Genomic DNA, 13906 nt, shown 5'->3' on the forward strand with positions numbered 1-13906 from the left:
TGACCCTGCCGGGCGTGACCGCCCGCCGGGGCCGAGCCCGCACTCGCGACCGCAGCCGCGCCTCCCGGCCGTCGGCGACCCCGGTGTCACGCGAGGTCACAGTCGGAGCGGTCGCGGCGGCGCCCGACGTAGCCTCGCCGCGTGAGCACATCCGAGCAGCCCGACACCACTCCGGACACCCCGCGGCAGATCCGGTTCAACGCGTTCGACATGAACTGCGTCGCCCACCAGTCGTCCGGCCTCTGGCGGCACCCGCGCGACCGGTCCCGACACTACAACGACCTGTCGTACTGGACCTCGCTGGCGACACTGCTCGAGTCCGGCACCTTCGACGGGTTGTTCATCGCAGACGTCCTCGGCACGTACGACGTCTACGGCGACTCGAACGAGGCGGCGCTCCGCACCGGGTCGCAGGTGCCGGTGAACGACCCGATCCTGCTCGTGTCGGCGATGGCGGCGGTGACCGAGCACCTCGGGTTCGGGGTCACCGCCGGGACTGCGTACGAGCACCCGTACCCGTTCGCACGCCGGATGTCGACGCTCGACCACCTCACCGAGGGGCGTGTCGGCTGGAACGTCGTCACCGGGTACCTGCCGAGTGCCGCGCGCAACATGGGGCAGACCGACCAGCTCGCCCACGACGACCGCTACGACGTCGCCGACGAGTACCTCGAGGTCCTGTACAAGCTGTGGGAGGGGTCCTGGGAGGACGACGCCGTCGTCGAGGACCGTGCGACCGGCGTGTTCACCGACCCGTCGAAGGTCCACCCGATCGAACACCACGGGGAGCACTTCGACGTGCCCGGCATCCACCTGTCCGAGCCCTCGGTGCAGCGCACGCCGGTGATCTACCAGGCCGGTGCGTCGCCGCGTGGCATCCGGTTCGCCGCCGAGAACGCGGAGGCGATCTTCGTCGGGGCACCGACCATCCCACAGCTCGCTGCGACCGTCGGGCGGATCCGCGACGCGCTCGAGGCCGCCGGACGCGATCGGTACGCCGCGCGCATCTACACCCTCCTCACCGTGATCACCGATGCGACGGACGAGCTCGCGCAGGCGAAGTACGAGGACTACCTGTCGTACGCGTCGGACCTCGGGGCGCTCGTCCTGAACAGTGGATGGATGGGCGTCGACCTCTCCGCGTACGACCTCGACGAGCCGCTCGGGAACGTCGAGTCGAACGCGATCCAGTCGGCGGCGGCGAACCTGGCGGCGGCGACCGGATCCGACGGCTCGACGTGGACTATCCGGGACATCGTCCGCCAGACCTCGATCGGCGGTCTCGGGCCGGTCGAGGTCGGTTCCGGAGCGACGATCGCCGACCGGATGCAGGAGATCGTGGCGGCGACGGACGTCGACGGGTTCAACCTCGCCTACGCGGTGACGCCCGGGACCTGGGAGGACGTCATCGAGTTCGTCATCCCGGAGCTCCGTGCACGGGGCGCGTACCCCGCGGCGTACCAGGAGGGGGCGCTCCGCAACAAGCTCCTCGGGCGGGGGGATCGGTTGCCGGAGGAGCATCGGGGTGCGTCGTTCCGGGTGGGGGCGCGCGCGGGGGTGTGACTCGGGGGCGGGGGCGGGGGCGGGGTGGGGTCGTGCGGGTGCGGGTGCGTGTGGGGGGCGGTGCGGGTGCGGGTGCGTGCGGGTGCGGGTGCGGGAGCGTGCCGGTGGTGGGCATGGCCGGCAACTCAGGATCCCGGGCGGATTCCGGTGGCGGATGCTGGTGCCCGGACGTGTTGTCCTAGTCGGCTGCAGCGGAGGTCGTACGCGCGATGCATTGCAGGTCAAGTCGGCGCGGCGGTTCAGGAGTCACCGAGGGTTCCCGCTCGGAAGCGCTCGTCAGCGGAGCATCGTCCTGAGTTGCCGACGCGCGGGCTCCAACATGAGGGCGGGCAGGGGCAGGGCACAGGGCGGACTGGAGGCGCGGTGCGGGCGAGGTGCGGCGGCGCGGCAATTCAGGAAACGGGCATGATCCACGCGGGTGAGGGCCCTGCCCTGGGTCGTCGTCCTGAATTGCCGAGGGTGGGGAGCTGAGGCTCGGGGCGGACACGGGCGGACTGCAGCCGCGGTGCGGACTGCAGCCGCGGTGCGGACTGGAGGCGCGGTGCAGGCGGGGTGCGGCGGTGCGGCAATTCAGGAAACGGGCATGATCCACGCGGGTGAGGGCCCTGCCCCGGGGCGTCGTCCTGGATTGCCGGCGGTGGGGAGCTGGGGGCACGGGCACGGGCACGGGCGGGCAGGGGCAGGGCACGGGGCGGACTGGAGGCGCGGTGCAGGCGGGGTGCGGCGGCGCGGCAATTCAGGAAACGGGCACGATCCACGCGGGTGAGGGCCCTGTCCCCGGGGCGTCGTCCTGAGTTGCCGACGGGGGAGCGGGTGCGGTCAGCGTGCCGCGGATGCTCGACGCCACTCCGTGAACGACGTCGGCATGTCGTCGAGGACGCCCGGCTTCGTCGGGATCCAGCCCAGACGTGAGCGCGCCTTCGTCGAGTCGATGACCTCATCGTGGTCGAAGCCTCGGTAGGTCGGCAGCTCATCGGCGATCGGAGCGAAGGCGACAGGACCCTCGTACCCGGCGGTGCGTGCCGCGGCAGTCAACACCGTCAGCGCCGGCGCCGCTTGGTCGTCCGCGAGGAGGTACACCTGGCCATCGTGCGCAGCCGGTTCGCGGAGGACAGCGGCATAGGCGGCTCCGACGTCGTCGACGTGCACCCATGACCAGAGCTTGCCGGGTTCGCCGTGGTGCACTGCACGCCCGTCGGCGGCGTCACCGAACCACCGGCCGACGATCGAGCTCCGGGCATCCGCCCCGTGGACGAACGCGGGCCGGATGATCGTGTGCGCGAGCCCGGTGTCGGCCAGTTCGACCTCGAGCCGTGCCCGTCGGTTCTCCGGGTCGACGGGTGTCGTCTCGGTGAGCACGGTGTGCACCCCGGAACCGTAGGTCGAACATCCCGTGGTGTAGACGACGTGTCGGCTGCGGCGGTCGTCGGTGTCGGCCTGCCGGACGGCCGCGAAGAGTCGCTGGTCGGCGCCGACCGGATCGTCGGCGTCGACGACGGTGTGCACGACGGCGTCGACATGCGGGAGGAGGCCCTCGTACGAGGCCACGTCGGCGACGTCGCCGGCCACGGGGCTCACCCCGACGCGCTGGAGTGCCGTCGCCCGCGAGCCGGTCGGGTCACGCGTGAGGCCGAGGACGTCGTGTCCGTCTCCGGAGAGGGCGGTCGCGATCGAACGACCGATGTACCCGGTCGCGCCGGTGACGAGGATGCGCACACGCGGAGACTACGACGGGCCCGCGACACTCGCTGTGGACACGCCGCTGGGGGAGAGCCGGCGCCGGGCCGCGGTGCTCGGCCGGGCGCCGAGCGGCGGGGCTGAGCAGGGCTCCGGTCCACGGTGCCGGACGCGGCACCGTCACCTCAGGCCCGGTGGGAACGTCGGCCTGCCGGACGCGGCTGCTCGGGGACGGTGGGGGACCCGCTCGACGGAGGACGCGCCTCCCCTTCGGACAGCGGAGCGCGCCCGGGATGCTCTCCGTGTGCGGCGCGCGGCTCGGGATGCTCTCCGTGTGCGGCGCGCGGCTCGGGCGGTGCGTCGGCAGCGTGCCCTCCGCGCCCCGGAGGCCACAGGCCCTCCTCTGCTTCGGCTTGCGCGCCGTGCCCCCCGTGCTCGGCGACCACTCGGCCGTCGCGGAGTTCCAGGACGCGGTCCGCCTGCTCCATGATGAGTGGATCGTGGGTGGACACGACCACAGCGACGTCGTGGTCGTGGGCGAGGCCGATGAGCAACCGCATGATCTGGTCCGCGGTGACGCTGTCGAGTTGCCCGGTCGGCTCGTCCGCGAGGAGCACCGGGTGTCGCATGACGATCGCCCGGGCGATGGCGACACGTTGTTGCTGGCCGCCGGAGAGTTCGGTCGGTCGTTGGCGAGCATGGCGTTCCAGCCCCACGGCGGCGAGGACCTCGGCGACGCGTCGGTCCCGTTCCGCCGGTTCCACGCGGGCGACCCGGAGCGGGATCTCGACGTTCTCCGCGGCGGACAGCGTGGGGAGGAGCCCGAAGTCCTGGAACACGAACGCGACGTCCTCACGACGCACCGCGACGAGGTCGTCCTCGTCGGCCGTGGACAGTTCCCGACCTCCGACATGCACGGTGCCGGAGGTGGGGCGGTCGAGGCCGCCGAGCAGTCGGAGCAGCGTGGACTTGCCGGCACCGGATCGACCGCGGAGGACGACGATCTCCCCCGGGCGGACGTCGAGCGAGACGTCTTCACACCCCCGCACCTGGTCCTTGCCGTCGCGGTACCGGCGGGTGAGCGCGCGTGCCTCGAGGATCGGCGCGGCGAGGTGCGGGACACCGGTCGGGTTCGACGTGCCGATGGCCGGATCGGTCGGGATGTCAGGCATCGAGGCGCTCCTCGGGGTCGGTCCGGTTCGTGGCGGGGACGTCGTCCGCGGGCAGGTCCTGTGAGCCCGCCCCAGTGTGTCCGGACGGGTACACGCCGACGTGGTCGTCCCGCAGCGTCAGCCGGACCCGCTCCCGGATGCCGAGCGTGTCGAGGTACTCCTGCGGCAGCTGCATCCGACCGGCGTCGTCGACGACCGTGTACTCCTCGGCCGACAGCCCGTCGGACCCGATCGCCCGGTCGCCGCGGAGCACCTCGGTCGAGGTCCGGCCGTCGCGGATGCGGACGGTCCGACCGACGTGCTCGGACACGGCTGCGTCGTGGGTGACGATGAGCGTCGTCGTGCCGAGTTCTCGGTTCACCGTTCGCATCATCTCGAGCACCTCGGCACTCGTCGCCTCGTCGAGCTCGCCGGTCGGTTCGTCCGCGAGCAGAACCGACGGCGCGTTGGCGAGCCCGACGGCGATCGCCGCCCGCTGCCGTTGACCGCCGGACACCTCGGCGGGGAGGCGTTCGGTCAGGTCCCCGAGTCCGAGCAGCTCCACGAGCTCACCGGCACGCCGCGACTGGTCATCGCTCCGGCCGAGCCGCATCGCGAGGAACACGTTCTCGCGGATCGACAGGTACGGCACGAGGTTCTTCTCGGTCTGCTGCCAGACGAACCCGACGACGCTCCGTCGGTAGTGCAGATGGTCAGACGCTCGCATCCGGGTGAGGTCGAGCCCCGCGACGGCGACGGTCCCCGCGGTCGGACGGTCGTGGCCGGACAGGATCCCGAGCAGTGTCGACTTGCCCGACCCGGACGCGCCGACGAGGGCGACGAGCTCGCCACCGGCGATGTCGAGGTTGAGTCCTTGCAACGCCTGGACCTCGATCCCATCGGCGGCGTAGATCCGCACGAGGTCGCGGCACCGGATGGTGCGCTCGGCGACCGGGGTCGCGCGACCGGGCCCGTCGACCAGGGCCGCGGGACCCTGACCGGGCCCGTAACGCGGCCGGGAGGCCCGGGGCACCCGGGCCCGTCGAGTCGCCTCCGCCTCTGGTCCGGAGCCGTCGGTGCGGTTCGACGCCGTCATGCGTCGCTCCTCTCGTCGAGGACGCCGGAGCGTCGTCGGTCGCTGATCACGGCCGTGATCGTCGCGATCACGGCGGCCAGCGTGAACAGTCCCGCTGTCGCGAGGACGGCGCCCGGGTCGAGGACCAGGGAGTTCGCACCGCGCACCGCTGCCGGCGGCACGACCGCCGGGACCAGGACGAGTGCTCCGAGGACACCGAGCAGGATGCCCGCGACGATCCCGAGCACGACTCGCGGGACGAGCTCCCAGAGGGTGACTGCGGTGCGCTGTCGCGCGGTGAGCCCGAGGGTCCGGAGCATGGCACCGCGCCGGCGGCGACCGGGTGCCGCGGCGACGACGGTGAGCGTGATCGATGCGGCGGTCATGACCGCGGAGAGCAGCAGGCCGGCCACGATGACCGCGGCGAGTCCGCCGACCAGGGCTGCGGTGTCGAGCCCGCGGGTGCGGCCGTCAGTCGGGAGGTCCGCGGCGGCGGCGCTCCGGAGCACGGTCCCCGCGAGGACGCCGATGCTCGTCGCGCCGACGATCGTGGCGAGTACCCAGGCGGCCCCGGACCCACCGCGGACGTCCTCGGCTGTGCCCACGAACGCCGCAGCTCCCCGACGACGCACGAGCCCGACGGACCACCGTGCGACGTGTGGTCGGAGTCGGAGGAGCAGCACCGCAGCAGCAGCGGCGAGGAGCAGCGGCGTCGCGGTGACGAGGACGTCGACGTGTCCGACGGCATCTGTGGCGGCCGCGGTCGCGGACACCGACGACGTCGACTCGAGCGCCGCGGAGTGCGCGACGAGCGCACGCTGGATGACGACGGTCACCGCACCGGCGGCCAGGACCAGTGCCAGGGCCTCCGGGACCCAGCGACGACGGAGCAGGGTCGTCCGACGGTCGGCGCTGCGGTCGAGGGCGCCGAGGGCGGCGGTGCACCAGGCCAGGACGGGCGGGCCCGCCGCACCGAGGACCGTGGCGACGATCCAGGTGCCGGTGTCGGCGGGGACGAGCCACACTGCGGCGAGTGCCCCGACGAGGGCTGCCGGAACGCTCGCCACCGCGACGTCGCGCGCCGCCGCCCACCCGAGTCCCACGGCGGACGCGCCCCGCCGTCGCATGAGCTCCCGGACGGCACGCCGCCGGTGCAGGAGTCCGCGGGTGCCGAGCAGCACCGTGACGGCAGCGACCCCGAGCGGACCCGTGGCGCTCACCGCGAGGACCGCCGCCGACGCGGTCGCCCGTGCCGCGTACAGGTCGAGCGTCTGCGGCAGGAAGGTCTGGAACCGGACGACGCGGTCGTCGCCCGAGGTGGCGCCGACGGTGGCCGGGTCGGCCAGCATCGCCGTCAGGTCGCTGCGGAACGCCGGCAGGGTGCCGACGCTGAACCGGTCCGGGTCGATCCCGAGCCAGGTCGAGATGGTCGTCGTGCCGAGCTGGGGTGCGAGGTCCGGCCAGCTGTCCGCGTCGATGAACACGGTTCCGTGCATCGTCGGGGTCCCGTCCTTCGAGTGGGTCACGGACGGCGATGCCCGGTTCGCGTCGATCACCCACAGGTCGCCGTGGGGATCGACGGGGCGGACGACGCCGACGAGTTCGACCCGGAAGTCCCCGACGAGCGCGCCGGAGAACGTCTGCCGTTCGTCGAGGCGCCAGCCCATCGTCCGGGCGGTCGCCGCCGTCGCGACGACCTGGAGCACGTCGTCCGTCCCGATCGTGCGACTCGGCTGCGGCCAGTGGCCTCGGACGAGCCGGGCGTCGGACCGGAGCTCCGGGTTCGCCTGCACGCGGTACTCGGTGTGCTCCGCGATGCCGCCGGGCACCCCGCTCGCGTCGAACCCCGCGGGCTCCGGGGTCCCGGCCCGCGCGTACCCGCTCGCGATGCCCGCGAAGTGCCCGCCGTCGACGATCGAGCGGAGTCCCGGGCGGAGGTCGTGCCGCACCGTGGCCAACGTCGTCGGCATGTGCCGCCAGGTCTGCTGCAGCAGCGCGTACGGGGTGTCCGAGTACGGGTCGACGGCCGACTCGATGCTCGAAGTGAGGTCGCGGTATGCCGGACTGGCACTCGCGATCGTGTGCCGGAGGTCCTGGTCGAGGAGCATGGCGGTGAGCCGAGGTGCTGCGGCGCCCGCAGCGGTGACGACCGCGACGAGGACGGCGAACGCCACGAGCGCCGACCACTGCGCCCCGAGCGATCGCCGGACGAACCGGATCGCCGCAGGCGCGCCCCAGGTCATCGCCGGGCGGCCGGGCTCGATGAGCGACTGGCCGGGCTCGCTGAGCGACTGGCCGGGCTCGCTGAGCGACTGCTCGGGGTCCTGGTGCCGTCCGCTCATCGGTCCACCCCCGATCCGGCCCGACGTGCGGCCCGACCGACCGTCACGGCGGTGAGCACGACGACGACCCCGCCGACCACCAGGACGACACCCACCGGGACGACGAGCACTGGCCAGTCGAGGACGAGCCGCGCCGGCAGGTCCGTCGGGGCGGCGGGCGCACTCGACCGAGCCGAGGTGGCCGCGACGATCGCCGAGGTCGCGACCCCGGCGACGAGACCGGCGACGACGCCGTGTACGACGACGACGGCCGGTCCGAACGCGCGGACGAGTCCCTGCGTGCGCGGCCGGACGCCGGCGGCACGCAGACCTCGGGCCTCGTCGCCGCGGTCCCGCCCGTTCGTGACCATGGCGGCCACGAGGGCGAGCACACCGAACAGCAGGCCGCCCGTGACGCCGAGCAGCAGCGTGTCGGTCCCGAGGTCGACGAACGGCCGCTCGATGGTGGTCGTCGGCGCGGTGATGGCCGCGCCCGACCCGAGCGCGGAGCGGAGGGTGGCCCGTGACCCGGCGCCGGCCGCCCAGATCTCGCGGGTGCGCGGGGGCTGCTCCGCCGCGGCGAGCATCCCGATGTCGAGTCCGGACAGGTCGGCGAGCACCGCGGCACCGCCGTCCGTCCCCGGGACCACGGGGACGACGGTGGCGACCCGTCCGCGGAACCCGGCCCAGTCGCCGTCCAGGGCGATCGCGTCACCGGCGTGGAGGCCCGCGGCCGCGGCGAGCGTCCTGCTCACCGCGATCGGGACCGTCCGTCCTGCCCCGGGCATGAGCCGGACGCCGGCCGCGGCGGCACCGGACGCCGGCAGCGTCGACGCGTGGACCGCGATCGGCCCGGACGACGTGCGGGCGTCCGCATCAGGGTCGGCCCAGGCGCTGCCGTCGAACGCGTAACGCGCGACGGACCATGACGCCCCCGGGAGCGCGACTGCTCGGGAACCGACGACGATCCGGGTGACACCGACCGAGACGTCCGTGACGTCGACGTCGCTCCGGGTGCGCAGGTCGACCGCGACGAGGCGCCACGGTCCGCCGGGTGGCAGCGTCGTCGAGACCGTGGGCGTGGTCGCGCTCGAGAGTCCGACGGTCGCGGTCGAGCTGTCGAGCGGTGCCAGGTCGCCGCGGCCGTCGGCGACCCACGCGGTGGCCGACACGATGAGCCCGGACGTGCCGACGGTGTCGTCCGTGGCGACGGGGCCGAGGAACGAGGAGTCGTCCGGAGCCGCCGCGGACGAGCCCGTGCGGATCGCGAGCGTGATGTCGAGCGCGCGTCCGGTGGTGCGCCCGAGCGCGAGACCGGTGGGATCCGCGCGCGCGATGCTGTGGTCGACCGCATCGGCGTCGAACGTCGCCCGGTCGACGCCGAGGACACGTCCGAGCGATCCGGCGTCGGTGCCGATCACGGTGACGTCGGTGGTGGGGGTGGTGGCGGCGAACCGCAGCACCGGTGTGACCCGGGCCTCGGACGAGCCGTTCCGGAGCGACGACGGCAGGAGGTCGTCGGGACCGTCCAGGGGCACGCTCCCACCGATCGTCGCGCGCACCGCACCGCCGTGGACGATCCGCCCCGAGTCGGTCAGGAACGCTCCGGTGGTGCCGGTCGTGCCGGCGGTGAGTGCACCCGCCGCGATCGCGAGCGCGAGCAGCGTCGTCGGCGTGGCCAGTACCCGGAGATCGCGTGCGGCGAGTCGCGTCGCGAGCACCCGTCCGACACCGCGGCCCCGGGCGGTGGCCGTTGCGGCCCCGACGAGCAACGGTCCGAGCGCGAGCGCGGCAGCCACCCCGAGCGCCGTCAACGCCGCGGCCGGTGCCGTGACCGCCAACGGGTCGGACGCCCGCGTGGCTGGTGTCGACGACGGGTCCCGGTAGCGCCAGACCGCGATCGCCGCGAGGACGAGAAGCACCACGACGACCGCACCCGACACCGCCACGGTGGTCCGTGCCGAACCGAGGTCGAGTCGTCGGGTCACGCCGGACAGCGCACCCACGGTCGACGCCCCGACCGCGAGCACGACGACGGCGACGACCGGGACCACGACCTCGAGCGGACCGGTCGGCGGTCCGAGCAACGGCCACAGGGCGAGCTGGGCTGCCGCCGCGCCGAGCACGGCCGCCGGAACGGCCACGATCGCCGACTCGACGGCTGCGGAGCCGACGAACCAGGTGCCGGACGCACCGCGCGCCCGCAGCAGACGGTCCTCGACCAGCCTGGAGGCGACGAGCAGTCGACCGAGCATGCCGAGGGCGACGGCGCCCGCGACCGCGAGGATCGTCAGCGGGACGGGCACGGTCTCCCGAGCGGCCTGCGCGGCGCCGTGCAGTGTGGTCGCGGTCGTCGCGCCGGAGCCCGTCGTCGTGATCCCGCCGTCCGCGGCGAACGCGTCGCGCGCGCGGTCGGCGAGTGCACCGAACCCGTGCTCGAGATCGCCGAGTTCCGCGGCGGTGAGCCGAGCGATGTCCGGACGCACCCGCCACGTCGACGTCCGGCCGTCCACGCTGTGCGCGACCCGCACGGGTGCGTCGCCGAAGGCGGACGCGACGATGCGCCGGAACGTGCGGTCCTGCCGGACCGGTGCGCCGGCGGCCGAGATGGTGACGGAGGTGAGCCGATCGGGCGACGCGCGGAGGGCCTCCCGGGCGGTGTCGGTGGGAGCGCGCACCGCGAGTGCGGCGGCCGCCGAGCCGAGCACGGCGAGCACGACGACGGTCGCGGCGACCACGCCGAGGACCGCCCGCCGGCGGAGCGCACGACGGACCCGGAACCGCACCGGACTTGCTCTCAGCACCGTGCCCCCCTCGTCCCTCCGACGTTTCCGCACGACGATAGCGGAGCCGGGGCGTCCGTCGGGGGCATGCGATCCGGTCTGTGGACAGGTTCCGGCCGAAGGTCAGAGCGCCTTCCGCAACTCCAGCTCGCGACTGCCCGGTGCGAGCGGGTAGGGCAGGGTCACCCCGGTCCGGACGAACCCGCGGGACTCGTAGAACGCGATCGCGCGCGGGTTGTCCTCGCGCACGTGCAAGGTCAGCGCGGGTCCCTCTCCGGCGGCCCAGGTCTCCACCGCCGTGAGGAGCGCATCCGCGACCCCGACGCGCCGACCGCGGAACGCCGGCTCGACGAACACCCCGACGAGCATCGGCAGGGGGTCGTCGGGCAGCCCGTCGACGACACCGCCCATCGTCCCGGCCCACGTCCCCGTCCGGTCGATCGCGACGAGGAGCGTGGAGTGCTCCTGCAGATCGCGTGCGGCACGGGACCGCCAGACGTCCTCGGAGTGCAGTCGGGCGGCGGCGAGCGTCTCGCCGAACGCGATCGGGGTGTCGGCGAGGGCGTGCAGTCGGAGCGAACGGACCTCACGCCAGTCGTCGGGGAGGGTGCCACGGACCGTGAAGCGAGGAGCCATCCGCACACAGTACGACGGTCGCGGGTGCGGTCGGCGACGGCCACCCGGGAACGACCCGGTAGCGTCGGCACGGACGCGTCCCGCACGGCGCGCGAGAGCAGGAGCACGACACATGGACGTTGCAGGGACCTCGGTCGTCGTCATCGGAGGCGGTGCGAGCGCGGTGTACGTCGCCGTCGCTGTCCGGGACCGCGCAGCCGAGCGCGGTGTGCCCGCGCCACGGGTCACGGTCGTCGGGCGCGAGCCGGTGGTCGGACGCGGGCTCGCCTACGGCCGTGCGGGCCGGCACCACCGTCTGAACAGCCCTGCCCGAACGATGAGCATCACGGCGACCGACGACCAGCACTTCCTCCGCTGGTGCGCCGAGCACGGCCACGACGTGCAGCCGGGCGACTTCGTGCTCCGGAACACGTACGGCGACTACGTCGAGGACTGCTTCCGCGTGCTGGAGGCCGACGGTGCGGCGACCGCCGTGCAGGGCGACGTGGTGGACCTCGTCTTGCACGGAGACGGAGACGGAGACGGAGATGGGGACGGAGATGGGGACCGGGACGGCGACGGGTCGGCGGCCGGGACCGGGGTGCGCGTCGTGCTCGCCGACGGCAGGACCGTCGACGCGGACGTCGCGGTCCTCGCCCTCGGGAACCCGCCGCCGACCACCTGGGCGACCGGCGCCGCGGTGCAGGTCGACGATCCCTGGGCCGTCGACGCGCTCGCCGCGATCCCTGCCGGCGCGGACGTGCTGCTCGTCGGCACGGGTCTGACGATGGTCGACGTCGCCACGATGCTCGCACGGCGCGGGGACGGGGTGCGGATGACCGCGACGAGCCGACACCTGCTCCTCCCGGGGGTGCACCTGGCGGCGCCGGTCCCGGCTGGACCCGGGCTGGACGGGTCGGCGACGTCGCTCGGCGAACTGGTGCACGACCTCGGGACGCAGCTCCGGGCGGCTGCGCAGGACGACGGCCCGTGGCAGGCGGTCGTCGACGGGGTGCGGCCGCGACTCATGGACCACTGGACGGGGCTCTCCGAGGCGGAGCGTCGGCGGTTCCTCGAGCACCTCGCCCGTCGCTGGGACGTGCGTCGACACCGGATGGCGCCGTCGGTGCACGCCGAACTCGAGGCGCTCGTCGAGGCCGGTACCCTGCGGTACCAGACCGACGCAGACCCGGCGGACCACGATGCCGTGGTGTTCTGCACCGGACCGGGTGCCGTCACGACGCCCGGCTGGAGTCCGCTCACCGATGCGCTGCTCGCGCGCGGCACGATGGTCGCGGAGCCGCTCGGCCTCGGTCTGGCAGCCGAGTCATCCACCGCCGTGGTCGACGACACCGGGATCGCCAGCGGTCGGGTGCTCGCGATCGGGCACGCGCTCCGCGGGGTGCTGTGGGAGACGACGGCGATCGGCGAGATCCGCACGCTCGCCGGCCGGGTGGCGGATCAGGTGCTCGCCGCCGCGGCTGCAGCCCAAGCCTCCGCGGACTCCGACGCGGTCGACGCGCACGACCCCACTGTCGGGCCGTCAGGAACCGTGCACGGAACGACGGCTGGTGCGACCGCGACGGGCCCTGCGTCATGACGGACCGCATCGGCGGCCTCCCGTTCCCGGTCATCGACGGCCACAACGACCTGCCGTGGGAGTGTCGGGTCTCGCGGAACTCCAGCGTGGAGGGCGTCGACGGCGTGGAGCGGACCCTGCACACCGACCTCCCGAAGCTCCGCGAGGGCGGTGTCGTCGGCCAGTTCTGGTCGGTGTACGTCGACGTCGCCGACCAGGACCCGGTCCGGAGCACGCTGCAGCAGATCGACCTCGTGCGCCGTCTCGTGGAGCGGTACCCCGAGGAGCTGCAGCTCGCCCGGAGCGCTCAGGACGTCCGGGACGCGGTGGGCAGGGGCCGGATCGCGTCGCTCCTCGGTGCGGAGGGGGGCCACTCGATCGGCGACGACCTCGCCGTGCTCCGCACCCTCGCGCGCCTGGGGGTCCGGTACATGACGCTCACCCACACCGACGACACCCCCTGGGCGGACTCGGCGACGGGTTCGCACCCACACGGCGGACTGACCGACCGCGGTCGCGAGATCGTCGCCGAGATGGAGCGCATCGGCATGCTCGTCGACCTCTCCCACGTCAGCCCCGACACCATGCGGGACGTGCTCGACGTGGCGACCTCGCCGGTGGTCTTCAGCCACTCGTCCACGATCGCGGTGCACGACCACCCCCGGAACGTCCCGGACGACGTCCTCGAGCGACTGGCCGGGAACGGGGGCGTCGTCATGATCACGTTCGTGCCGCAGTTCGTGTCCGCCGAGTACGACGCGTGGGACGGGGCCGGCACGCCGCCGACGGTGTCCGTGGCCGACGTCGCTGACCACGTCGACCACGCCAGAGCGATCGCCGGCGCGGCCCACGTCGGACTCGGTGGCGACTACGACGGGACGCCGACGCTGCCGGCGGACCTCCGGGACGTCTCGCGATACCCGGTGCTCGGCGAGGAACTCCGCCGCCGAGGCTGGTCCGACGCCGACCTCTGGGCACTCGCCGGGGGCAACGTCCTCCGCGTGCTCGAGGCGACGGACGATCGGTTCGCCCGGAACTGACGGCGTGCCCGGCGGGTGCCCTGCGGGTGGTCAGGGGTGCGTCGGTTCCGCAGGACGATGCCGGCGCCGCGTGCCGGGCGGGTGCCCTGCGGGCGTTGGTTC

9 protein-coding genes are annotated in these 13906 nt (G+C 73.8%); 3 read left to right on the plus strand and 6 right to left on the minus strand.

Features of this window, described 5'->3' with window-relative positions; genetic code table 11:
* Positions 1–141 precede the first annotated feature (141 nt).
* Entirely contained in the window at positions 142–1563 is a 1422-nt protein-coding gene (locus tag ACO0E0_RS02070) for an LLM class flavin-dependent oxidoreductase (RefSeq protein ID WP_422869738.1), read from the plus strand.
* An 819-nt stretch (positions 1564–2382) separates the two neighbouring features.
* Here the strand turns inward: ACO0E0_RS02070 and ACO0E0_RS02075 are convergent.
* From ACO0E0_RS02075 to ACO0E0_RS02100, 6 genes are all read right to left on the minus strand, one after another.
* On the minus strand, positions 2383–3279 hold the full coding sequence (locus ACO0E0_RS02075; RefSeq protein WP_422869739.1) for an NAD-dependent epimerase/dehydratase family protein: 897 nt from the start codon (positions 3277–3279) through the stop codon (positions 2383–2385).
* 146 nt (positions 3280–3425) lie between these two features.
* On the minus strand, positions 3426–4412 hold the full coding sequence (locus ACO0E0_RS02080; RefSeq protein WP_422869740.1) for an ABC transporter ATP-binding protein: 987 nt from the start codon (positions 4410–4412) through the stop codon (positions 3426–3428).
* The gene (locus ACO0E0_RS02085; RefSeq protein WP_422869741.1) at positions 4405–5487 is read right to left on the minus strand and encodes an ABC transporter ATP-binding protein; all 1083 of its coding nucleotides are present in this window, start codon (positions 5485–5487) and stop codon (positions 4405–4407) included. The genes ACO0E0_RS02080 and ACO0E0_RS02085 overlap by 8 nt, the downstream gene beginning before the upstream one ends.
* Positions 5484–7808, minus strand: coding sequence for an FtsX-like permease family protein (locus tag ACO0E0_RS02090; protein ID WP_422869742.1), 2325 nt, complete (start codon positions 7806–7808; stop codon positions 5484–5486). The genes ACO0E0_RS02085 and ACO0E0_RS02090 overlap by 4 nt, the downstream gene beginning before the upstream one ends.
* Complete coding sequence (locus ACO0E0_RS02095) at positions 7805–10591, minus strand: hypothetical protein (RefSeq protein WP_422869743.1); 2787 nt, start codon at positions 10589–10591, stop codon at positions 7805–7807. The genes ACO0E0_RS02090 and ACO0E0_RS02095 overlap by 4 nt, the downstream gene beginning before the upstream one ends.
* Positions 10592–10693: 102 nt before the next feature.
* Positions 10694–11206: a GNAT family N-acetyltransferase gene (locus tag ACO0E0_RS02100; RefSeq protein ID WP_422869744.1), complete on the minus strand. Its 513-nt coding sequence runs from the start codon at positions 11204–11206 to the stop codon at positions 10694–10696.
* Between the two features lie 112 nt (positions 11207–11318).
* Between ACO0E0_RS02100 and ACO0E0_RS02105 the strand changes: the two genes are divergently transcribed.
* Together ACO0E0_RS02105 and ACO0E0_RS02110 are read left to right on the plus strand one after the other, a co-directional pair.
* A complete protein-coding gene (locus ACO0E0_RS02105) occupies positions 11319–12785 on the plus strand; it encodes an FAD/NAD(P)-binding protein (RefSeq protein WP_422869745.1) in 1467 nt (488 codons plus the stop codon).
* The gene (locus tag ACO0E0_RS02110) at positions 12782–13804 is read left to right on the plus strand and encodes a dipeptidase (RefSeq protein ID WP_422869746.1); all 1023 of its coding nucleotides are present in this window, start codon (positions 12782–12784) and stop codon (positions 13802–13804) included. The genes ACO0E0_RS02105 and ACO0E0_RS02110 overlap by 4 nt, the downstream gene beginning before the upstream one ends.
* Positions 13805–13906: the final 102 nt, after the last annotated feature.

Source organism: Curtobacterium phyllosphaerae, from assembly GCF_049341865.1.
GTDB lineage: Bacteria > Actinomycetota > Actinomycetes > Actinomycetales > Microbacteriaceae > Curtobacterium > Curtobacterium phyllosphaerae.